Source organism: Methylibium rhizosphaerae (genome assembly GCF_006386545.1).
Taxonomy (GTDB): Bacteria; Pseudomonadota; Gammaproteobacteria; order Burkholderiales; family Burkholderiaceae_C; genus Pseudorivibacter; species Pseudorivibacter rhizosphaerae.
In genome coordinates this window covers 15552-35455 of sequence record NZ_SWAR01000035.1, presented here as the reverse complement: position 1 = coordinate 35455, position 19904 = coordinate 15552, and the positions used below count along the sequence as shown (strand labels likewise).

Genomic DNA, 19904 nt, shown 5'->3' with positions numbered 1-19904 from the left:
GCTGTCCAGCCAGAGCAAGGTGGCATCGTGACAGTCGGTCGTGTGATCTTCATCGGAGCAGGCCCCGGGGCCGCCGACCTCATCACCGTGCGAGGCGCCCGGCGACTTGCCGATGCCGAGGTCGTGCTCTTCGATGCGCTCACCGACCCTTCCCTGCGCGACCTGGCGCCCCATGCGCAATGGGTCGACGTGGGCAAGCGCGGGTTTTCGGGCCTGCCCGGCTGCGATGCGAACGGACAGGCGCGCATCAACAAGCTGCTCGTGAAGCACGCCCTCGACGGCCACCTGGTGGTGCGGCTCAAGGGCGGCGACCCCAGCGTGTTCGGCCGGCTCGAAGAAGAACTCGAGGCACTGGCTGCGCACGGCATCCCGAGCGAGGTGGTGCCGGGCGTCACTGCAGCCATTGCCGCCGCCGCCGCCACACAGCGGCCGCTTACCCGACGCGGCAGCGGCCGCAGCGTCAGCCTGTCGACGGCGATGACGCAGGACGGCGACCTGCGGGCCTCGCGCAGTGCAGACACCGAGGTGTTCTACATGGCCGGCCGCCAGCTCGGCGCGCTGGCGCGGCGGCTGCTCGAAGAGGGCTGGCCCGACAACACGCCGGTGAGCGTGATCTCCCGCGCCGGCTGGCCCGACCAGGTGCACAGCGAGCACACGGTGGCCAACCTCGCACAGGGCAGCGTGCTGCATGCGGGGCGTCCGACGGTCGTGACGGTGGGCATCGGGGCCACGCCGGTGGCCGGCGTTGATGCGCCTCAACCTTTCACGCAGAAGGGCCTGGGCGAAGCCGCACAACCGAGCGCGGAGTCCCCCAACCCCTAAAATTGCGGGTTTGCCCCGACTGCAAATCCGAGCCAGTCTCACCCCACCGACACAGACAAGCCGTACAGGCGCAACCTTTCACTGAAGAAAACGCCATGACTCACGTCGTCACCGAAGCCTGCATCCGCTGCAAATACACCGACTGCGTGGACGTGTGTCCCGTCGATTGCTTCCGCGAAGGCCCCAACTTCCTGGTGATCGACCCCGACGAGTGCATCGACTGCGCGGTGTGCATCCCGGAGTGCCCGGTCAACGCCATCCTCCCCGAGGAAGACGTGCCCGGGGACCAGCAGAAATTCATCGCCATCAACCTCGAGCTGTCGAAGAAGTGGCCCAGCATCACGAAGCGCAAGGCCTCCCTGCCCGACGCCGACGAGTGGAAAGACAAGACCGACAAGCTCGGTGAACTGATCCGCTGATGGCGCGGCTGCCCCCGCGGCAGCGGCCCATCGGCCCTTACCCCAGCAAGACCATGGACCCTCTCCTCAATCCCGAAATCACCAAGACCGCCGGCTCCCACGATGGCCCCATCGAAACCGATGCCGTCATCGTCGGCGCGGGCCCGGTGGGCTTGTTCCAGGTGTTCGAGCTCGGTCTTCTGGAGGTCAAGGCGCACATCATCGACTCGCTGGCCTACCCCGGTGGCCAGTGCATCGAGCTCTACCCCGACAAGCCCATCTACGACATTCCGGCGGTGCCCATGTGCACCGGCAAGGAACTCACCGACAACCTGCTCAAGCAGATCGAGCCGTTCGGCGCGACCTTCCACCTGGGCCAGGAAGTCACCGTCGTGCAGAAGCAGGACGACGGCCGCTTCTACGTCGAAACCTCCAAGGGCACCCGCTTCCTCACCAAGACCATCTTCATCGCCGGCGGCGTGGGCTCGTTCCAGCCGCGCACGCTGAAGGTCGACGGCCTGGAGAAGTTCGACGACACGCAGCTCTTCTACCGCGTGAAGAACCCGGCTCAATTCGCGGGCAAGAACCTGCTGATCGTGGGCGGCGGCGACTCGGCGCTCGACTGGGCGCTCAACTTCGCCCAGGAAGGCCCGAACAAGGCCGAAAGCGTGATCCTCGTGCACCGCCGCGACGGCTTCCGCGCCGCGCCCGCCAGCGTGGCGAAGATGAAGGAGCTGTGCGACGCCTACGAGATGCAGTTCATCGTGGGCCAGGTCACGGGCTATGAAGAGAAGGACGGCGTGCTCACTGGTGCCAAGGTGACGGGCGGCGACGGCGTTACCCGCGTGGTGCCGCTGGACATGCTGCTCGTGTTCTTCGGCCTGAGCCCGAAGCTCGGCCCCATCGCCGAATGGGGGCTGAGCCTCGAGCGCAAGCAGATCGTGGTCGACACCGAGAAGTTCGAGACCAGCATCCCGGGCATCTTCGCAGTGGGCGATGTCAACACCTACCCGGGCAAGAAGAAGCTCATCCTCTCGGGCTTCCATGAAGCGGCGCTGGCGGCCTTCGGCGCGGCGCCGTACATCTTCCCCGAGAAGCGCATCCACCTGCAGTACACGACCACGAGCCCGAAGCTGCACAAGGTGCTGGGTGTGGAAACGCCCACCTTCGACTGAATAGACGTTCCCGACCCGGCATTCGAAGCCCGCCTCGCGCGGGCTTCGCCGTTCATGCACGGGCATAATCCGCCCTGCGCCGGGCGGTCACCGCCCGGCGCATTCGCTAGGGGTGTTGGGCCTTGCAGAAAGGCCCGACTGAGAGAGTCCCTTTGAACCTGACTGAGGTAATCCTCGCGCAGGGAAGCGTGGTGCAGCAGTTCACCTCTCGGCGCTGCACCCCAACGCAGACCTGCCATCGCTCCAGCAAGGAAGTACGACGATGGCATCCAACCAAACCACAGTCCTTCAGCGCCCCGCACCGCTGCTGCTCGCGGTGCTGGCATTGTTCGCGGCGCAAGCGCGTTCGCAATCCAACGACCTGCCTTCGGTCACCGTGACAGGCCGTTCGCCCGAGTCGGTCGCCGGCGTGGGCGGCTTCGGCGACATCCCGCTGTCACGGCTTCCGCTTCAGGCGACCGTCGTCAGCAGCGAACGCCTTGCCGACAGCGGCACACGCACGCTGGCCGACATCACGCGCTTCGACGCCAGCCTCGGCGACGCCTACAACTCGGAAGGCTACTGGAGCAACTTCACGATCCGTGGCTTTGCCATCGACAACCGCTACAACTACCGGCGTGATGGTCTGCCGATCAATGCCGAGACCTCTATCGGGCTTGAGAACAAGTCCCGCATCGAAGTCCTCAAGGGTACGAGCGGCATCCAGGCCGGGACCAGTGCACCGGGGGGGCTGGTGAACCTCGTCGTGAAGCGGCCTGAAGGCGCGATGCGTTCAGTCGGATTCGGTTGGCGGCAGCACAACACGTTCGGGGCGTGGGCCGACATCGGGCAGCGCTTCGGCGAAAACGATGCCTTCGGCTTGCGCGTGAATGCCGCTCATGAGGAACTCGACCCGCACACCCGCCAGCTCGAAGGCCGGCGCAGCCTGCTGGCCGCCGCAGGCGATTGGCGCGTGAACCAGGATACGCAGGTCGAAGCCGAAGTCGAGTGGAGCAGGCAGACGCAGCCCAGCGTCCCCGGCATGAGCCTGCTGGGTAATTCGCTCCCCGATGCGTCGCGCTTCGATCCGCGCACGAACATGAACAACCAGCCCTGGTCGCAGCCGGTGGTGCTGGAAGGCACCACCGCGTCGCTGCGCTTGCAGCAACGGTTGTCAGAATCGTGGCGCGCCGTGGCTCACTATGGCAGCCAGCAGCTCGGCAGTGACGACCGGCTGGCCTTTGCCTACGGTTGCAGTGCCGAGGGCAACTTCGATCGATATTGCAGCGACGGGACCTACGATCTGTACGACTACCGCAGCGACAACGAAAGGCGCCGTACCCACGCGTTGGACCTTGCCCTTCAGGGCAAGGTCAAGACAGCCGGCATCGAACACGATCTCGGTGCCAACGTGTTGTTCACCCGCTTCAAGGCGCGCTTTCGACCCCAGGCCTTCAACCGCTCCTTCGCTCTGAGCGACTTCCCGGGCGATCCGCCCAGCGGGGTCGGCAATGTCAACGGCACCTTGATCACGCGCCCGGCGCCGGAAATGGACGACCCGAGCACCAACCGTGACGAACGCAGTACCGAGCTCTATCTTCGCGATGCGATCGCGCTGACCCCACGCTGGAATGCGTGGATCGGCTTGAGGCACACGCGGCTCGAGCGCCGGAGTGTGCTGACCGATGGCACAGAGCCGACGGACTACGCGCAGAGCGTCACGACTCCTTGGCTGGCGCTGAGCCACGCGTTCACGCCTGAGCTCATGGGCTATGCGAGCTGGGGGCGCGGAGTCGAGTCCGAGGTCGTGCCCAACCGAGACCGCTACACCAACCAAGGCCAGGCACTTCCGGCCCTGAAGAGTCGGCAGTTCGAGTTCGGCATCAAAGGGAGCGGCACACCGCTCGCGTGGAGCGTGACGGCGTTCGAAATCGAGCGCCCGCGCTATGCCAACGTCGGATCAGACTGCTTCGACGACACGCTGGGCGACACCTGCACACGCCAGCCCGATGGGCACCAACGGCACCGCGGCCTCGAGGCCGAGGCAGAGGTGAAGCTCGGCGCCCTGGCGCTGCAGGCCGGCACGATGCTGCTCGATGCGAAGAACCGCGGTGTCACCAGCAACCTGGCCATCGACAGCAAGCGACCCGTCAACGTCCCTCGGCGCACATTGAAGGTCAACGCGACGTATCGCGTCGATGCCCTGCCCGGCCTCAGTGCGACAGCGGGGCTGGTGCACGAGGGCGAACGCATGGTGCTCCAGGACAACAGCGTCTCTATTCCTGGATGGACCAGGTTGGACGCCGGTGTGCGCTACGAGCATCGCGTGGCGAGCCGACTGCTCACCTGGCGACTTGGCGTGGACAACCTCACAGACAAGCGTGCATGGAAGGAGTCACCGCTGCAGTTCGATCATGTGTACCTGTATCCGCTGCAGCCACGCACTTGGCGCATTTCTCTTCAAGCCGACTTGTAATGGCAGAAAAAACCTGGCTATAATGCAAGGCTCTGTTCCCCGATAGCTCAGTCGGTAGAGCGCCGGACTGTTAATCCGTAGGTCCCTGGTTCGAGCCCAGGTCGGGGAGCCAAGAAACACGAAAGCCAGCAGGTTTGCGCCTGCTGGCTTTTTCGTTTTCTGGGTAAGGCTGGTGCCAGTTTCGCAGTCGATGGAATCTGTACCGTTGGTGCCACGAGCTTTTGCAGCGTCATGGCTTCCAGCACTTCGAGGGGGCCGCTCGCGGGATCGATCTGCACTCCACGCTGACCGAGATTCGACGACAAATGAAACGGCATGGATGGCTTGCTGAGCACCTAGAGTGAAGTGAATCCATCGACCAGCCGAGGGCACCCATGGAGCGCTCGCTGCAAGCCATCGCCAACCGTGACGGCGGCGACCCGCCATCGCTGTTCCTGCGCCTGCCCGCCGCCACGAAGTTGGCGGGGCCTGGGCCGACCCACGATCTACCGCATGGTCGCGGACAACCGCTTCCCCCGCCCTGTCCGGATCGCCGGCCGCGCGATCGCGTGGCGACGGACGGACCTCGACAGATGGAGCGAGTCGCGCCACGTCGTCACGCACTGAGCAGCCCGGCCAGTTTCAGCGCTTAGCCGAACGACAACCGGAAGACGAGGCGACGCCCCCAACGCCACTTCGTGGCACGTCGCACAGCAGGGGGCTTGAGGAGCAGGACCCAAGAGGCTGCACCGTTGCAACGAAGGGTCGACGGCCGATACGACAAGCCTATCCACACAAGCTGTGGACAAACCTGTGAAGTGGCCGTGCATGTCGTTCGGGAGGCCCCGCCGGCCATGGCATCCCGTTCAGTCGCCCCAATTTGTGGCAGCCCGATGACACGGGCGGCCGACCGCTCAGTGATAGTCATCCTCGAGTTGGTGCCGCACCGCCACGACCAGCACGTTGGAAGCGTCCTCGATCTCGAACAGCGCGACATAGCCCGTGCGCCCGAAGGAGATGACCAGCTCACGCAGGAACGGGCTCTGGCCTGCCTTTCGGCAGGTGAAGGGGGACGATCTCAGGATCTCGAAGCCGGCGCGGATGGCATTCAGCGCATTCTCCGCCAGGTCGAAGTCAGGCGCCTCGCGGGCGAGTTCCCGCTCGAGCACGAAGTCAAAGAGACGCTCGAGATCGGCCTCGGCCTCTTGCGTCAGCCGGACCTTGAAACTCACTTGCGCTTCTTCGCAACCGACTGCCGAGCGGTGTCGAGCTTGCGCTGCAGCTTCGCCACCACCACGTCCGCCTCGACATAGGCACCGGTGCGGCGCGCATCGTCACGGGAGCGCAGGCCCCGTGCGATGAACTCCGACTGAAGGCGCCGGCGCTCGACACCGGCACGCACCGCCGCCTCGACGAACTCGGACAGCGTCTCGCCGTCGGCCAGTACGGCCTCGACCTCGGCCCGAAAGTCCTCTTCGACCCGAACGGAGGGGATGGTGGCGGTCTTCATCGCGTCAGTGTATCGCATATGCGATACACAACTACCATGAGCGAGCTCTCGGCGGGAAAGAGGCATCGGCTCTCGGTTCAGCCGCCCTCACCCCATCAAAGAATTACCCGCCTCGCGCAGGCTTCAGGTCCCTGTTCGACAGAAATCTTTGGACGCGATGCGCGCTACGCGTCCTTTTTGAGCGATGGCCATGCTCTCGACACGGTGCCGGCCCTTCAGCTTTGCCGCGTAGAGCGCCGCGTCGGCCATGCGTACCAGATCAGCCGACTGCTGCTCGACCTCAGGCTGCATGGCCGCCACGCCAATGCTGACCGTCACCGTAGCCGACGTCGGCGAGTCCAGGTGCTCGATGGCGCCTGCATCGACAGCTTCAATGCACCGGTGGGCGACCAGCAGCGCTTCCCCGTGGTCCGTGTGCGGCAGCAGCAGCACAAACTCTTCACCACCGTAGCGGGCAACAAGGTCCGTGACGCGCGTCGCACAGGCTCCTAACGCGAGGCCAATCTTGCGCAGACATTCGTCGCCATCGACATGGCCGTGCGCATCGTTGTAGCGCTTGAAGTGGTCCACATCGATCATCAGCAGCGCGAGCGGAAGGCCATGGCGCTGTGCGCGTGCCCATTCTTCTCTCAGCCGCAGATCGAGCTGGCGCCGGTTCGCCAGGCCCGTGAGGGCGTCGGTATTCGACGACCTCTCGAGCTGCTGGTTGGCCTCCTGCAACGCCCCAGCGTAGGCATCCCTCTCTCCGATGAGCTGCTCCAATTCCGCTTCGTGCCGCTTCAGGTCCGTGACGTCCGTGCTGAAGGCCAGCAGCCCGCCATCAGGCAGCCGCTGCTCGACGATGCGCCGCCACTGCTTGTTCGGGAACTCGCGCACGAACGCCGTCCCTGCCTGCCGGTGCGTGTGGACTCGCTCGGCCAACCAGGCGTCCTCCCTCCCTCGGGCCTCGGGAATGAAGCCGGCGGCCACCGCCTGCCTCACCAGATCCTCGAACCGCATCCCGGGTCTCAACTGGGGAGCGATGCTGGCGTAAAGCTCGGCGAACCGGCGATTGAAGAGAACGAGCCGGTCCTCCGCGTCGTAGAGAACGATGCCGGCGTCCATGGCGTCGAGCACGTTCCGATAAGCCACTTCCGCCTGCTCATGCGCGTGGCGCTGTTCCCTCAGCCGCTTGGCCAAGCGGTAGGCCGTGAGCCCGATGACCAGCGGATAGGCGATCAAGAACGGCAGGCACGCAAGGACCGTTGCCAACGACGTGGTGGCCACCCAAGGACGCCCCTGCAGCAGCCACCCTGCGGCGACGCCCGCCACAAGTGCACACAGTCCGCGGAGGAAGAGCCGGCGGCCACCGACCGCGATGTTGTCCATCGTCAGCATGGTGGCGATCAGGGCGCTGGGCAGCACGCTGAAACCCATGACGGGCAGCCAGAACCCGCCCAACAGCGAGTCGATCAACAGGTTGTGGCGCTCCGCGTCGTGCGGCCTGGGGCTGCGCATCGCGCGCCAATACGCGAGTTGCGGCCATGCAAGCGCGTCGAAGGCCAGCAGGGCCCACACGAAGGCAGACGTCTGCCCTGCCTCCCAAATCCCGACACCGACACAAAGGCCCCCGAGGCCGAGACCCAAGGTTCGGGGCCACCGCATCCGACGCGGCAGGCCGCAGCCGCGAGGCGCTGTTTCGGGGGTTGAAGGCGGCGTTGAAGGCGATGTCACGGACGAGGAGATTGAGAAGTCGACTGCCGCGAGGCGGCTCATGGTGGTGTTGGAAAGTCTGAAGGCAACGGTGTCACGCGGACGGCCTTTTGGCAGCCCGCGGCTTGAGATTCGTCAAGGTGCCCACCGCAAATTCGGGCCGATGTGCCGCAATTCACGGCGCCAGCAGCCCCGTCGCGGCAAGGGCTGCCGGCGACGCCTTTGGAGGATCTTGCGCCCCATAGAAGGTCACTGCGGTCTCTGACATACTTGCCACGAAATCTGTATATTCATACAGTACTATGCAGCAACGAAGAGGGAAGCAACTTGGACCCCGTTGAATGGATTGACCGCTGCTCCGCCCGGCTTAAGCAGCATTGGCCAGAGTTGGATTGGCCAGATGTTGACGACCACGCCTGTGACCTGCACGTCAATAGCGCCAGCGAGCCACCAGAGGAGGCTGCGGACAGGTTTGTCGCAACCCTGACGAAGGGTGGAGAGAGGGCAAAGAGCTACGCCGCCAGCCGATGCTCGTAATACGGCTATCCCATGGGCGTCCCACTCTTCCCCGAAGTCCTGCAGCCGCAGGAAACGTCGCTGCAGCAGCCCCTGCCCCTGGCCACCGAGGGCGTGCTGCGCTACGTATGGGAAAGCCGCTTCGGATCGATGCTGATCGAGGTGGTCGACGGCGTTGCCTACGTCAACGGCGGCAAGGTCGAACCGAGCACCGGCGCCCCGCCACCCCCAGGAGCCCGCTGATGGACCCTCGCCTGCACCTGCGCCAGCACTACCGCCCGGCACGCCGCCTCCTGCCCGGCTTCCTCTACAAGGTGTGGAGCTGGCTCTGAGCCTTTGCACCCCGCAGCGGCAACACGAAGCCGCTGTCCCCTTCTGGTTTGACCTAGCAGTACCGGCCGCCGATGAGAGGGTGGATCTTGAAGTTGCGCCAGGGCGGCACATTGCTGCCTCAGCACCGTGCGCCCGAGGATTGGCGCGAAGGGTTCGTGGAAAGCCGCAGCGAGTGGGCCGGTGAACGGCTGGTGCGCGTGCTCGAGTTCCGCAGGATCCACGCCGCGGTGGTTGCACCACCGGACGAGGTGCTCTACGACTTTGCCGTCACCCGCTTCGGGCGCGAAGGCGTGTTGGTGCGCGGCATCGAGCGCCTAGAGCATCGGGGCACGGTCGCCGCCGTGCTGCAGGAATGGCGCCTCGACCTGCAGCGTGTCGTGCCGCCTGGCGGGCACTATGGTGCGCCCACCGGCGAAGTGCGGCCCTGGGTCAGCCCCGGCTCTGAACAAGACCGCTAAGAAGACTCGCGGCTCAGCCATACGGCAGTCCCTTAGATCGAACCCGCTCACTCGCGTTCGGGAGCTGAGCAGCAGCGGCCCCGCAAACCCGTCGTTCGCGAGTCACCGGCTGAGTACCGGTATGCCTTGGAAGCCGCCGGCTCCGCGATCGGCGACAGCTTCCTTGACCCGCCAATTCAAGCACCCGACCCTCAGCCGACAGCCATCGGACCCACTCACCTGCCGCAGAGCGGTCGCCCGATCGCCTCATTGCAGCAGATGCGCCCGCCGGACGAGGTCGACGAGGCGGCCATCGTGCCGGAACCCGGCTGTGTCGGCGGCGGCGGTCTCCAGCGGAGGGAAGCGCCCGAACAATGCTTCGATGCGTTCGTCCGGGGTGTAGCGCACAAGCCCCTTGACGCCAGCACCGTGCACTTGCGCGATGGCATCGACCAGTTCCTCCATCGAGAAGCGAAGCGTGGGCAGCGTGAACGTGCGCCGGCCGTTCAGCGCGGCCGAATCCACGGTGGCCGCATGCAGCAGGTTGTCGACCACGCAGGGCAGCGACGAAGCCCAGGTCGTGGCCTGCGGCGAAGTAGGGCAGGTGAACGGCCGGCCCGCGGCCAGCTCGTGGATGATGTCGCTCATGAATGCGGAAAGCTGGCCCGTGCGCGCGGGCGGTCGGGCCAGAACGCCGGGCAGCCGCAGCGAGCGGCCATCGACCCAGCCACGGCGGCTGAAGTCCGCCACCAGCGTCTCGCCGATCAGCTTCTGCGCGCCATAGGTCATCAGCGGCCGCGGCAGCGTCTCGTCGGTGACGAGCGCCGGCATCGCGCCGAATACCGCGATCGTGCTGGCGAAGACGAATACCGGCGCATGGCCCCCGGCCTCGACTTGCGCCCTGCCTTGCTCGAGCAGCATCGTGGTCGCGTCGAGATTGACGCGGCGCGACAACTCGTACAGCTGTTCGGCCGTGCCGCCCGGGATGCTGGCGAGATGAAAGACGACGTCGATCGGCGCCTGCGCCAACGTGCGCTGCAGCCAGGCGGCGTCGGCCATGTCGCCCGCAAGAAGGCGGACGAAAGGCTTCGCGGGTGGATCCTCGAAGGCCAGGTCCAGCAGCGAGAGGCAGTCGATCGATGCGTTGCCGAGTCGACCCTCGGCCACGAGTCGGCGGGCGAGCGCGCGCCCGACGAAGCCGTTGGCGCCGGTGACGAGAACGTGCATGGCGCTTGGCCTCGCTAGAGCGCCGCGACGACGCGCTGCTCGATGGTGCCGAACGGTCCGTCGCGCCCGTCGTCGAAGCGCGCCTGCATGCGCACGTGGTCGCCGAACTTCATGAAGCCGGTGCGGATCTCGCCGAGATCGATCTTCTCGATCACGCGGCGCTCGGCGATGCAGGCGGAGCCGGCGTCGCGTGAGGTGTTCGACACCGTGCCCGAGCCGACGATCGTGCCGGCGGTGAGCTTTCTCGTACGCGCCGCATGCGCGACGAGCTCGCCGAAGTGGTAGTTCATCTCGCCGCCGTGCGGCTCGCCGAAGTGCTCGCCGTTCCACTGCACGTGCAGGCGCATCTGCACACGGCCGTCGCGCCACGCATCGCCCAGTTCGTCGGGCGTGACGGCGATCGGCGCGAATGAAGTCGAGGGCTTGGCCTGCAGGAAGCCGAAGCCGGTGGTCATCTCTCGCGGGCCCAGCGCGCGCAGGCTCCAGTCGTTGACCTGCACGATGAGGCGCACGCAGTCCAGCGCGGCCTCGGGCGTCACCGCCATCGGCACGGGGCCGCAGATCACGCCGAACTCGCCCTCGAAGTCGATGCCGTCGGCAACGCTCGGCAGCGGCACGTCGTCGGTGGGCCCGAGGAAGTCATCGCTGGCGCCCTGGTACATGACGGGGATGGTGTCGAAGTCCGGAATCGGTGGCGTGTTGAACGCGCGCTCCATCAACCGGCCATGGTTGAGGAAGGCCGAGGCATCCAGCCATTGCGGACTGCGTGGCAGCGGTGCAGCGCAACGGGACGGATCGAACGCAAAAGCTCCCGGTACATCGCCGGCATCGAGGTCGTCGCACAGGTCGGCCAGAGGGACCTTCAACTCGTCCCAGCGCTGCAGCGCATCGAGCAGGTTCGGTGCAATGGACGTTGCGGCGACGGCCCGGGTCAGGTCACGAGAGACGACGATGAGGCGGCCGTCGAGCGAGCCGTCGCGCAAGGTGGCAAGGCGCATGGTGTTCCTTCGGGTTTCAGAGTCGTGAGAGGGCCGCGGCGATGGACGGCTCGTAGCGGCCGTCGACCAGGACGAACAGCATCCGGCACGGCTTGCCGGAACGGTTGGCCCAGGCGTGGTTGGTGCCGCGCTGCACCACCACGCTGCCGGGCTTGAGCAGCACTTCGGAATCGTCGAGCACCAGCGTCATCTCGCCGTCGATCACGATGCCGTAGTCGATCGACTCGGTGCGGTGCATCAGCGGGTGCGGCGAGTCGGCCTTCACCGTCGACGCCTTTGCATCGCCGACCTGTGTGAACGCGTCCTTCATGCGCGCGGCGCCGTGCGCGAGGAACTCATCGCTGTCGGGCGGGATGTCGACGAAGCGGATGCGCGTGCCTTGGCTCGGCGGGGGCAGCGTCAGTGCGCCGGTCGTCGGGTCGGCGCCGTTGTCGACGCGCGCCGGCATGCCCGCGGTGGACCAGACCTCGTGGAAAACCGTGCCCGGGATCGCGGCGATCTCAACGACGCTGGGCAGCGGCCCGCTGCTCGCGACGATCGCCTTGCCGTCGGCATCGTGGCCGGTGACGACGCGGTGGATGCGAGGAAAGCTCATGGGGTCTCCGAGGGTGGTGCGGGGGGCCTTAGTAGCAGGCGCCCGCCCGCATCGAGCAGGTTGATTTCGACGAAGGGGCGCGGCTGGCGCTGGGCCGCACCGAACTGGACTTTCATGCCGGGCAGGTCGAAGCTGCGCGCGCCGAGCACCCGCAGCACACAGCGCCGATCGAGGCTGCGCTCGCACGATCGCAAGGCCTCGACGACGACGCGCAGCGCGAGGTAGCCCTCCAGCGCCCCGTGGCTGCTGCTGCCGCCGTACGCGGCGCGCGCGCGCTGGAATTCGTCCACCAGCGGGTGCATCCGCTGGTCCGGATGCGGGACGACCTGCGTGACCAGCAGCCCGGCGAAGGGATGGGGCCCCCTGCCGACGGGCAGGTGCGCCGCCAGCACCGCGCCGGTCTCGCTGAAGACGAGATGCTGCCTGGCGCACTGCTGCGCGCGTGACACCCCCAGCGCCTTGGCCGCCGCGGCAGCGCCAAGCGCGAGGATGATGGCCTGGGGCTGCACGCCGCACACACGCGCCATCGCCGCACGCAGGTCCGCGGCCGTCGCTGCGGCCAGCAGGCGCTCGATCGAGACTGGGCGGATCGCGATGCGCGTCAGCTCGAACTGCAGTCGCTCGATGGCGGAGCGGCCCAGTTCGTCGTCCTGCGCCAGCAGCGCGTAGCGCTCGATGCCCAGGGTGTCCAGATGGAGCAGCGCCGCATTGGCCTGTTCGGCCACGCCGGCGCGCAGGTGGAACACGCCGGGGCGAACCGGATCGCGCAGGCCGTCGGCGCTCGTGGCCGGCGCCACGAGCGCCGCGAGCGGCTCGCTGCCGGGCGGGCTCAGGACCTCGGCCACGGCACGGGTCGACGCCGCACCTGGCGCGCCACCGAGGACCAACGCACCCGCCTGCAGCAACTGCCCTGCATTCGCCGCCGCGCGGCGCGGATCAGCGCCGTCGTCGCGCAGCGCGAGTTCGATCGGTCGGCCGGCCACGCCGCCCGCCGCATTGGCGCGCTCGATCGCCAGCCGGGCGCCGTCGCGCAGCGCGGTGCCGAAGGGCGCTTCGGGCCCGCTCAACGGAAGCGTCATCCCGACGACCACCGGCGGTGCCGCCGTCGCCACGGCGGCGCCCAGCAGGCACGCTGCGAACACCCCACCAAGCCGTGCCGCTCGCCCCATGTCGACGGTCACTCCTCGAAGATCGCGACGGCGCGCGTCCAGCCCGCGCTGGCGCCGCGGATCTTGTGCGGGAAGCAGCTGATCGTGAAGCCGTGCGCCGGGAGCGACTCGAGGTTGTGCAGCTTCTCGAGGTGGCAGTAGCCGATATCGCGGCCGGCCTTGTGGCCTTCCCAGATCAGCGACTTGTCGCCGGTCTCGGCGACCTTCTTGGCGGTGTACGAGAAGGGCGCGTCCCAGCTCCAGGCGTCGGTGCCGGTCAGACGCACGCCGCGCTCGAGCAGGTACATCGTCGCTTCGTAGCCCATGCCGCAGCCGGCGCCGAGGTAGTCGGCATGGCCGTAGCGCGAGCCGGCGCGTGTGTTGACGACGACGATATCCAGCGGCTGCAGCGCGTGGCCGATGCGCTTCAGCTCTGCCTCGACATCGGCCGCGGTCGCGACGTAGCCGTCCGGGAAGTGGCGGAAGTCGAGCTTCACGCCCGGCTGGAAGCACCACTCCAGCGGCACCCGGTCGATCGTGATCGATGGCCGCGCGCCGCCGTTCTTCGCATCCTGCGTCGAATGGAAGTGCCACGGCGCGTCGAGGTGTGTGCCGTTGTGCGTGGTCAGCGTGACCCACTCGGCGGCGGCGGCCTCGCCATCGGGGTAGTCCTCGGGCGCCGTGCCCGGCAGCATCGCCATGAACTCGGGCAGCGTGTCGGCGTGCTTCTGGTAGGTGATCTTCGGCGCCAGCGGCGGCGGGTCGGACAGCACGTCGTTCTCGAGGTAGATCGACAGGTCGACGAAGCGGCGGCGGGGTTTCATTGGGCATCCTCCGGCCTGCGGCCTTCGGAATTCGCCTTGGGAGCGGCCCGGCGGCTCATGCGAGCGCCTCCTGCTGCACGCCGGCAGCCGCGGTGGGCCGAACGCGCGAGAAGCAGAGCACGGCGACCGCGGCGATCGAGACCGCCGCCGCGCCCAGGCTGCCGTAGCCGAAGGCCTGCACCAGCGTGCCGCCCAGCACGGGCCCGATAGCCGCGCCGATCATCAGCATGGCCGGCGTGGCCGCCATGGCGCGGCCGCTGCGGTCGAGCTGCGCCAGCAGGCCGAAAGCGAAGGTGTGGCTGAAGATCATCACTGCCGCGAACACCGACGCAGCCACCGCGTAGGGTGCGAAGCCGGTCGCGTTCATGATCACCACGACGAGCAGCGCCTGTACCACGGGCCCGACGAGCATCACCCGCTGGGCCGGCCAGCGCTTCTCAAGCAGCGCGGCGAGCGCGGCGGGGAACAGGTTGACGACGCCGAGCGCGACCAGCACGCCGGTCACCGCCTGCAGGCCGAAGCCGCGGTCGCTGCCCACACGCTCGAGGAAGCTGAAGGTCATCGACTGCACGAGGCCCATGCAGGCAATGCCGGCGATGCCGAACCAGACGACACGCGGAATCGGCGCGCCCGCCTGGCTCGGCGCATCACCGTCGCCCGAGGCGTCCGGCACCGGAAACGCGAACGCCGAGACCAGCGCACCGACCGCCATGACGCCGGCGAACACCTGGAACAGCACCGCCCCACCCGCCGCGGCGACCACCTTCGGCGTGGCGCCGAGGAACACGATCGCGAACACGCCGAGCGCCATGCCGACAAGCGCAAAGAGCCGGTGCGGACGGCCGCTGCGCGCGATGGTGCCGTGCGTGACGCTCAAGGCGCTGCCGGCAGCGAGGCCGCACAGCAGGTGCAGCCCGCCGAGCACGCCAAAGTCTGCGGTCGTCGACGCGATGCCGAAGCCCAGCGCCGCGGCAGCGAAGCCGAGCGTCGCGACGAGGCGCCCGTTCAGCCGGTTGAAGCGTGGCGCCAGCACCAGGCTTGCGGCCACCGCGCCGGCGAGAAACAGCGTCGCCAGCAGGCCGGCCTGCCGCGCATCGAAGCGAAACTGCGCGATCAGCGTGCCCACCCAGACGGGCAGCGCCACGAGATCGACCATGCCGGCGCAATGCGCCACCATCAGGGCGGTGCGGCCGCGCTTGGAGTCGGTGCTGATCATGTCGCGGCTACTTCAGATCGGCTGCGCCAGCGCGATCATCGAATCGCGCATGATGCGGGCGTGCTCGGCCTTGTCGCCGCCGGTGGCCTCGATCTCGCCGAGGCGCGCCGAGTTCTCGACGACCATGCGGCAGCGCTCCCAGCGGCGCTGCTGGAACGCTGCCAGCGCGGCTTCCACGCCGGCAGCACGGCCCAGCTCCTCGGCCAGCACGAGGCCGTCCTCGATGCCGATGCAGGCGCCGGAGGCCAGGTGCGGGGTGGTGGCGTGCACGGTGTCGCCGATCAGCACCACGCGGCCACGGTACCAGGGCTGCGGCACCAGCAGGCCTTCGAGCGGGCGGTAGATGATCTGCGACGCCTCGCCGAGCTGCGCGCGCACCTGCTGGATCAGCGGCGCTGAAAAGGGCGCCAGCAATTCCTGGAGCATCGGCACGAAGCGCGCGGGCTCGATGCGTTCGTTGACCGGCCGGTCTTCGGTGACGAAGAGGTACATCTCCTGCTTCGACACCGGGTTCACGCCGGTCTTCACCTTCGGCCCGACCCACATGATCGTGCCCTGCACCTCCGCGGGCCGCGGCAAGACGGCGCGCCACACGCCCTGCCCGCTGTAGCGCGGTTGCGGGGCGTCGGGGAACACCGTTTCGCGCACCTTGGAGTACAGGCCGTCGGCGCCGATGAGCAGGTCGTACTGCCCGCGCGTGCCGTCGCTGAAGGCCACGTCGACCGCGTCTTCGCGCTGGTCGATGGCGGTGAAGGTGCAGCCCAGCCGCACGCGCACGCCGGCCGCGCGTGTCGCGTCGGCGAGCATCTTCGCCAGCACCGGCCGCATGATCGCACCGCAGCCTGGCACGTCGGGGCCGGCCAGGCGCGGCGTGGGCAGCTGCGCCAACAGCCGGCCGTCGGGCGTGAACACCTCGGCGCCGTCGTGACCGCTGCCCTCTTGCAGGAAGCGCTGCAGCACGCCGAGCGTGCCGAGGGCCCGCAAGGTGGCGCCGCCAAGGCTGATGCCGGCGCCGTAGCTGCGCCAGCCGGGGTCGATCTCGACGAGGTCGACCTCGGCGCCTTGCTTGGCGCATTCGATGGCGGCGGACATGCCGGAGAAGCCGCCGCCGATGATGATGATGCGTCGGGCTGCAGAAGTCATGACGCGGTCTCCTTGTTGTCGTGGATGTCGTCGCTGGCGAGGTGGACCTCGCCGCTCTCGTGGATCTTCAGGGGCACCGGCACCAGCGCCTCCCCGAGGCAGGGCCCGAGGGTGCAGCGGCCGGTGTCGATCTCGAACTGTGCGCCGTGCGCCGCGCAGACGATGCGGTCGCGCGCGGCGTTCAGGAAGGCGTTCTTGCGCCACGCCATCGGCGTGCCGTGGTGCGGGCAGGCGTTGGCCCAGGCGTGCAGCGTGGCACCCTGGCGCACGACCACGACCGTGTCGCGGCCGGTCGCGTGCGGGTCGAAGCCGCGCGAATCGCCGTCGGGCAGGTCGTCGAGGTGGCACAGGCGCATGATGCTCTTCGTGGCTTCGCTCAGACTCAGTGCTTGCCGCCAGGCGGCGAACCGGGCTGGTGGGCGGGCCCACCGGGCGGCGGGCCTGAAGGCGCCCACTTCTGCCGGTACTGGAACAGGAAGGCCTGCGAGGCGTCGGCGCCCATGCCCGTCTCGCGCGCGGTCCAGCTGTCGTCGTGCAGGTCCATGTCGGCGTCGTACTCGACGTGACAGCCGAGCGGCGAGTTGAAGTACCAGAACCAGTTGCTGCCGTACAGGTGCCGGCCCGGGCCCCAGAAGCTCTCGTAGCCCTTTTCGACGAAACGCGTGCCGGCGAGCAGCACCTCGGTCGGCCCGCCCATGTGGAAGGTGAAATGCTCGCAGCCTTTCATGAACGCCGGCGTCTCGATCATGAACAGCGTGTGGTGGTCCAGTGTGCCGGCCGGGCGCAGGAACGGGCCGACGCCGGTGAAGCGGTCGGTGCAGACGAAGCCGAGGCGCGTGTAGAAGGCTTCGGCCTTCGCAACATCAGGCACGAAGTAGACGACGTGCGACAGCGTGCGCGGCAGCGCCGCCATGTCGGGCGTGACGCCGATCGCGTTCGGCCCGCGCTGCGGCGCGGCGCCGGGGGCGTTGACAGTCTCGGCGGGCAGCGCGATGGGCCGCCTCACCGTGACCTGGAACGCGAGCGCAAAGCCCATGTCGTCGACGCAGCGCAGCACGCCGTCGCGGCGGCTGACCTCGCGGTCGCGGCGCAGTTCGGCCTCGATCGCATCGAGCGCCGCGGTGTCGGCCACGCCGTAGACGGTCTCGCGCAGCAGGCTCGCGGTGCCCATCTCGGGCGGCAGCGCCGGGTCGTTCCTGGCGCGAAGCACGACGGCGGTGCCGTCGAGCGCCTCGAAGCGGCCGGCACCGGCGTCCTTCAGGCCGTAGTCGACCAGGTATTGGCCGCAGGCGGCGAGGTCGTCGACGCCGAAGACCAGGGCGTCGGGTCCGATGATGTTCATGATGGGTGTCTGTCCGGTTGGGAAGGAAGAGGTCAGCGCGGGCCGGCGTGGATCACGTCCTCGTGCGCGAGCAGCACGAAGTGGCGGGCTTCGGGTGCGAGCCCGGGACGCACGAGCGCCTCGGACACCCAGACCTGCCACCGCGTGAGGAAGGTGCGCGCGCCGGCTTCGTCGTCGAACCAGAACTCGTCGATGCCGTCGACCGGCGGCGAGCCCATCGGCGTCGGCAGCGTGTCGTTCTGCGCATACCGCAGCGCGCCGGCGCTGCCGCCCGCAGCCCAGGGCGCCGTGCCCCAAGCGCGACGGAAGTCTTCGGGCGCTGCACCCGGCGAGCGCTGCAGGAAGCCGAACAGCTTCACGCGCTGGTTCGCCGGCGCGGCGGCCCCGGCCATCACGCGTTCGCGCACCGGCATGAAGACGACGCTGGCCTGGTCGACGAAGTTGTCCTCGTCGTGCTTGACCTTCTCCAGATAGAAGGCGGACTGCCGTGCCCGCCCCAGCGCCGGCAGGTCGGGAAACCAGATCTGGGTGACAAAGTCGCGGTTCAGCGCGAACGGGTCGGCCTCACCCGGGGCCGGGGCGCGGAACGTGCCGTCGAACACTGGGTTCTGCACATAGCGCCGTGGTGCATTGGCGGGATCGGCGGCGATGTTCTGCACCACCAATTTGCCGTGCACTTGGCGGATGTGGTGCCGGTGCTCGGCCAGCGTGGTGCCGGGCCTGCGGCGGCCGACAACCATCAGCTTCAGCGCCAGATCGGGGTGCGGTGCGACGACCGGCGAAGCGGCCGGCTGGGCGCTCGCGCCGGTGGCGGCGCCGAACGCCATGGATGCCAGCAGCAGCTGGCGTCGGTCGAGCGAGAGGTTCATGCGATGCTTCCTTGGCAGGGGGGTGCGACGTCAGCGCGTGGCAGTGCATGCGCCCAATGCTTCGGCGACCCAGTCGGCGATGTACTGACCGGCATTGATGCTGTTGTCGAAACTGGCGTGCTGCACGCCGCCTTCGCGGTCGGTGAAGATCTTCAGCTCGCGCTTCGGGCTGTTGACGAGCTGTTCGTAGGTGCGGTGCGCCCACTTCAGCGGGATCTGCGAGTCCTTCTCGCCGTGCGTGACGAGGAAGGGCACGCGAATCTTCTCGACCACGCCGTCCAGGTGCACGTCCTCGGCGATGCGCATGAAGTCGTCCGTGTCCTTCGCGCCCCAGACCCAGCAGACGTGCGCCCAGTAGTGCGGCACCGGGAAGTCGCCTTCCTTTTCCAGCCGGCGTTTCTGCACGTCGCGCCAGTCGTGGTTGGCGCCCCAGGCCACGCCGCAGGCGAAGCGCGGCTCCATCGCCACCGCACGGGGGCAGTAGTAGCCGCCGAGCGAGACGCCTTCGCAACCGATGCGCTGGGGATCGACGTCGTCGCGCGTCTCCAGCCAGTCGACCAAGCGGCTGGCCCAGTGCTCGGCGTCGAAACGCGCAGTCAGGCCCTGCAGGCGAAGCGCCTCGCCGGTGCCCGGCTGGTCGACGATCAGCGACGAGACGCCGCGCTGGGCCAGCCAGGCCGGCAGGCCCACGAGGTACTTCATCTCCTTGGTCGAGTCCAGGCCGTTGAGCTGCACCAGGATCGGCGCGCGCTGGCCGGGCTTCAGGCCGTCGGCGGGGCGGTACAGGGCCGAGAGATGCTTGCCCTCGTACGGGATCTCGACGCGCCGCATCGGGTCGCCGAGCAGGCGCAGGCCCTTCTGGAAGAGCGCGAGTTCGCGCTGGTAGATGGCCATGCGCCCCGCAGAGCCGTGGGCCTGCAGGCGCTCGGCCGTGGTGAGGTAGGCCGAGGCGCGCCGGTACTTCTCGCCGGCCGAGAGCAGGCGGCCGCGCGCCTCGTCCTCGGCAGCGAGTTCGCACAAGGTATCGGCCATCGTCACCCAGGTCTCGCGGAAGGCCTGCGTGCCGGCGGCATCGGGCGCCTTGGCGGCCTCCTGCAGCGGCGCGCACATCGCCTCGATCTCGCCGATGCGCGCGCCCATCTCGATGGCGAGGTTGACGGAAAGGTTCCAGACGTAGTTGGTGGGGAAGTACTTGAACATGGGTTGGCTTTCGTGGGCCTCTGGT

General features: G+C 68.1%; 21 protein-coding genes, 1 tRNA gene and 1 riboswitch. Of the genes, 8 read left to right on the top strand and 14 right to left on the bottom strand.

All coding sequences use genetic code 11. The features are described 5' to 3' along the window. Positions 1–24 precede the first annotated feature (24 nt). The 6 genes from cobA to E8D38_RS29515 all read left to right on the top strand — a co-directional run bounded on the left by cobA (position 25) and on the right by E8D38_RS29515 (position 5456). Positions 25–822, top strand: a complete 798-nt coding sequence (gene cobA / locus E8D38_RS21345; RefSeq protein ID WP_425462806.1) for a uroporphyrinogen-III C-methyltransferase — start codon at positions 25–27, stop codon at positions 820–822. Positions 823–917: 95 nt separating this feature from the next. Continuing rightward, positions 918–1241 carry a ferredoxin FdxA gene (fdxA, locus tag E8D38_RS21340; RefSeq protein WP_140635363.1) on the top strand — a complete coding sequence of 108 codons (324 nt, stop codon included), beginning with the start codon at positions 918–920 and terminating at the stop codon, positions 1239–1241. A gap of 53 nt (positions 1242–1294) precedes the next feature. Then, positions 1295–2395: an NAD(P)/FAD-dependent oxidoreductase gene (locus E8D38_RS21335; protein WP_140635361.1), complete on the top strand. Its 1101-nt coding sequence runs from the start codon at positions 1295–1297 to the stop codon at positions 2393–2395. 98 nt (positions 2396–2493) lie between these two features. Further along, a riboswitch (TPP riboswitch) is annotated at positions 2494–2597 on the top strand. Positions 2598–2657: 60 nt separating this feature from the next. Next, positions 2658–4850 carry a TonB-dependent siderophore receptor gene (locus E8D38_RS21330; RefSeq protein WP_140635358.1) on the top strand — a complete coding sequence of 731 codons (2193 nt, stop codon included), beginning with the start codon at positions 2658–2660 and terminating at the stop codon, positions 4848–4850. 36 nt (positions 4851–4886) lie between these two features. Further along, positions 4887–4962 (top strand) — tRNA-Asn (locus E8D38_RS21325). A gap of 380 nt (positions 4963–5342) precedes the next feature. After that, entirely contained in the window at positions 5343–5456 is a 114-nt protein-coding gene (locus E8D38_RS29515; RefSeq protein WP_140635356.1) for a helix-turn-helix transcriptional regulator, read from the top strand. 287 nt (positions 5457–5743) lie between these two features. Here E8D38_RS29515 and E8D38_RS21315 read toward each other — a convergent pair whose 3' ends face one another. The 3 genes from E8D38_RS21315 to E8D38_RS21305 all read right to left on the bottom strand — a co-directional run bounded on the left by E8D38_RS21315 (position 5744) and on the right by E8D38_RS21305 (position 7983). Beyond that, positions 5744–6061, bottom strand: coding sequence for a type II toxin-antitoxin system RelE/ParE family toxin (locus E8D38_RS21315; protein ID WP_140635354.1), 318 nt, complete (start codon positions 6059–6061; stop codon positions 5744–5746). After that, positions 6058–6357, bottom strand: coding sequence for a YlcI/YnfO family protein (locus tag E8D38_RS21310; protein WP_425462805.1), 300 nt, complete (start codon positions 6355–6357; stop codon positions 6058–6060). The genes E8D38_RS21315 and E8D38_RS21310 overlap by 4 nt, the downstream gene beginning before the upstream one ends. Before the next feature lie 105 nt (positions 6358–6462). Next, complete coding sequence (locus E8D38_RS21305) at positions 6463–7983, bottom strand: GGDEF domain-containing protein (protein WP_246099599.1); 1521 nt, start codon at positions 7981–7983, stop codon at positions 6463–6465. A gap of 597 nt (positions 7984–8580) precedes the next feature. On the opposite strand from E8D38_RS21305, the gene E8D38_RS21300 reads away from it, so the two are divergent. Both E8D38_RS21300 and E8D38_RS21295 read left to right on the top strand, forming a co-directional pair. After that, on the top strand, positions 8581–8790 hold the full coding sequence (locus tag E8D38_RS21300) for a hypothetical protein (RefSeq protein ID WP_140635348.1): 210 nt from the start codon (positions 8581–8583) through the stop codon (positions 8788–8790). A 176-nt stretch (positions 8791–8966) separates the two neighbouring features. Continuing rightward, positions 8967–9338 (top strand): hypothetical protein, encoded by a 372-nt coding sequence (locus tag E8D38_RS21295; RefSeq protein WP_140635346.1) that lies wholly within the window; start codon positions 8967–8969, stop codon positions 9336–9338. A gap of 246 nt (positions 9339–9584) precedes the next feature. Here E8D38_RS21295 and E8D38_RS21290 read toward each other — a convergent pair whose 3' ends face one another. From E8D38_RS21290 to E8D38_RS21240, 11 genes are read right to left on the bottom strand one after another with little or no spacing between them, the layout of a single operon-like run. Next, a complete protein-coding gene (locus E8D38_RS21290) occupies positions 9585–10544 on the bottom strand; it encodes an NAD-dependent epimerase/dehydratase family protein (protein ID WP_140635344.1) in 960 nt (319 codons plus the stop codon). Between the two features lie 14 nt (positions 10545–10558). After that, the gene (locus E8D38_RS21285; protein WP_140635342.1) at positions 10559–11542 is read right to left on the bottom strand and encodes a fumarylacetoacetate hydrolase family protein; all 984 of its coding nucleotides are present in this window, start codon (positions 11540–11542) and stop codon (positions 10559–10561) included. A 16-nt stretch (positions 11543–11558) separates the two neighbouring features. After that, positions 11559–12137 (bottom strand): cupin domain-containing protein, encoded by a 579-nt coding sequence (locus E8D38_RS21280; protein ID WP_140635340.1) that lies wholly within the window; start codon positions 12135–12137, stop codon positions 11559–11561. Next, entirely contained in the window at positions 12134–13279 is a 1146-nt protein-coding gene (locus E8D38_RS21275) for an ABC transporter substrate-binding protein (protein ID WP_181179321.1), read from the bottom strand. Before E8D38_RS21275 ends, E8D38_RS21280 begins: the two co-directional genes overlap by 4 nt. A gap of 35 nt (positions 13280–13314) precedes the next feature. Then, entirely contained in the window at positions 13315–14109 is a 795-nt protein-coding gene (locus E8D38_RS21270) for a cyclase family protein (RefSeq protein ID WP_140635336.1), read from the bottom strand. Positions 14110–14164: 55 nt separating this feature from the next. Further along, positions 14165–15325, bottom strand: coding sequence for an MFS transporter (locus E8D38_RS21265; RefSeq protein ID WP_140635334.1), 1161 nt, complete (start codon positions 15323–15325; stop codon positions 14165–14167). Between the two features lie 12 nt (positions 15326–15337). Then, positions 15338–16468 (bottom strand): FAD-dependent oxidoreductase, encoded by a 1131-nt coding sequence (locus E8D38_RS21260; RefSeq protein ID WP_140635332.1) that lies wholly within the window; start codon positions 16466–16468, stop codon positions 15338–15340. Next, positions 16465–16824: a Rieske (2Fe-2S) protein gene (locus tag E8D38_RS21255; RefSeq protein WP_140635330.1), complete on the bottom strand. Its 360-nt coding sequence runs from the start codon at positions 16822–16824 to the stop codon at positions 16465–16467. Before E8D38_RS21255 ends, E8D38_RS21260 begins: the two co-directional genes overlap by 4 nt. A 26-nt stretch (positions 16825–16850) precedes the next feature. Further along, the gene (locus tag E8D38_RS21250; RefSeq protein WP_140635328.1) at positions 16851–17810 is read right to left on the bottom strand and encodes a VOC family protein; all 960 of its coding nucleotides are present in this window, start codon (positions 17808–17810) and stop codon (positions 16851–16853) included. A 32-nt stretch (positions 17811–17842) separates the two neighbouring features. Next, positions 17843–18679, bottom strand: a complete 837-nt coding sequence (locus E8D38_RS21245; protein ID WP_140635326.1) for an EthD domain-containing protein — start codon at positions 18677–18679, stop codon at positions 17843–17845. 30 nt (positions 18680–18709) lie between these two features. Further along, positions 18710–19879, bottom strand: a complete 1170-nt coding sequence (locus E8D38_RS21240; protein ID WP_140635324.1) for an alpha/beta hydrolase family protein — start codon at positions 19877–19879, stop codon at positions 18710–18712. Positions 19880–19904: the final 25 nt, after the last annotated feature.

Excerpts from the sequence above, each read along its gene's own strand:
- fdxA (WP_140635363.1), top strand. The coding sequence starts at position 918 with ATGACTCACGTCGTCACCGAAGCCTGCATCCGCTGCAAATACACCGAC.
- E8D38_RS21335 (WP_140635361.1), top strand. The coding sequence starts at position 1,295 with ATGGACCCTCTCCTCAATCCCGAAATCACCAAGACCGCCGGCTCCCAC.
- E8D38_RS21330 (WP_140635358.1), top strand. The coding sequence starts at position 2,658 with ATGGCATCCAACCAAACCACAGTCCTTCAGCGCCCCGCACCGCTGCTG.
- E8D38_RS29515 (WP_140635356.1), top strand. The coding sequence starts at position 5,343 with ATGGTCGCGGACAACCGCTTCCCCCGCCCTGTCCGGATCGCCGGCCGC.
- E8D38_RS21310 (WP_425462805.1), bottom strand. The coding sequence starts at position 6,357 with ATGCGATACACTGACGCGATGAAGACCGCCACCATCCCCTCCGTTCGG.
- E8D38_RS21305 (WP_246099599.1), bottom strand. The coding sequence starts at position 7,983 with ATGCGGTGGCCCCGAACCTTGGGTCTCGGCCTCGGGGGCCTTTGTGTC.
- E8D38_RS21300 (WP_140635348.1), top strand. The coding sequence starts at position 8,581 with ATGGGCGTCCCACTCTTCCCCGAAGTCCTGCAGCCGCAGGAAACGTCG.
- E8D38_RS21290 (WP_140635344.1), bottom strand. The coding sequence starts at position 10,544 with ATGCACGTTCTCGTCACCGGCGCCAACGGCTTCGTCGGGCGCGCGCTC.
- E8D38_RS21285 (WP_140635342.1), bottom strand. The coding sequence starts at position 11,542 with ATGCGCCTTGCCACCTTGCGCGACGGCTCGCTCGACGGCCGCCTCATC.
- E8D38_RS21280 (WP_140635340.1), bottom strand. The coding sequence starts at position 12,137 with ATGAGCTTTCCTCGCATCCACCGCGTCGTCACCGGCCACGATGCCGAC.
- E8D38_RS21270 (WP_140635336.1), bottom strand. The coding sequence starts at position 14,109 with ATGAAACCCCGCCGCCGCTTCGTCGACCTGTCGATCTACCTCGAGAAC.
- E8D38_RS21265 (WP_140635334.1), bottom strand. The coding sequence starts at position 15,325 with ATGATCAGCACCGACTCCAAGCGCGGCCGCACCGCCCTGATGGTGGCG.
- E8D38_RS21260 (WP_140635332.1), bottom strand. The coding sequence starts at position 16,468 with ATGACTTCTGCAGCCCGACGCATCATCATCATCGGCGGCGGCTTCTCC.
- E8D38_RS21255 (WP_140635330.1), bottom strand. The coding sequence starts at position 16,824 with ATGCGCCTGTGCCACCTCGACGACCTGCCCGACGGCGATTCGCGCGGC.
- E8D38_RS21250 (WP_140635328.1), bottom strand. The coding sequence starts at position 17,810 with ATGAACATCATCGGACCCGACGCCCTGGTCTTCGGCGTCGACGACCTC.
- E8D38_RS21245 (WP_140635326.1), bottom strand. The coding sequence starts at position 18,679 with ATGAACCTCTCGCTCGACCGACGCCAGCTGCTGCTGGCATCCATGGCG.
- E8D38_RS21240 (WP_140635324.1), bottom strand. The coding sequence starts at position 19,879 with ATGTTCAAGTACTTCCCCACCAACTACGTCTGGAACCTTTCCGTCAAC.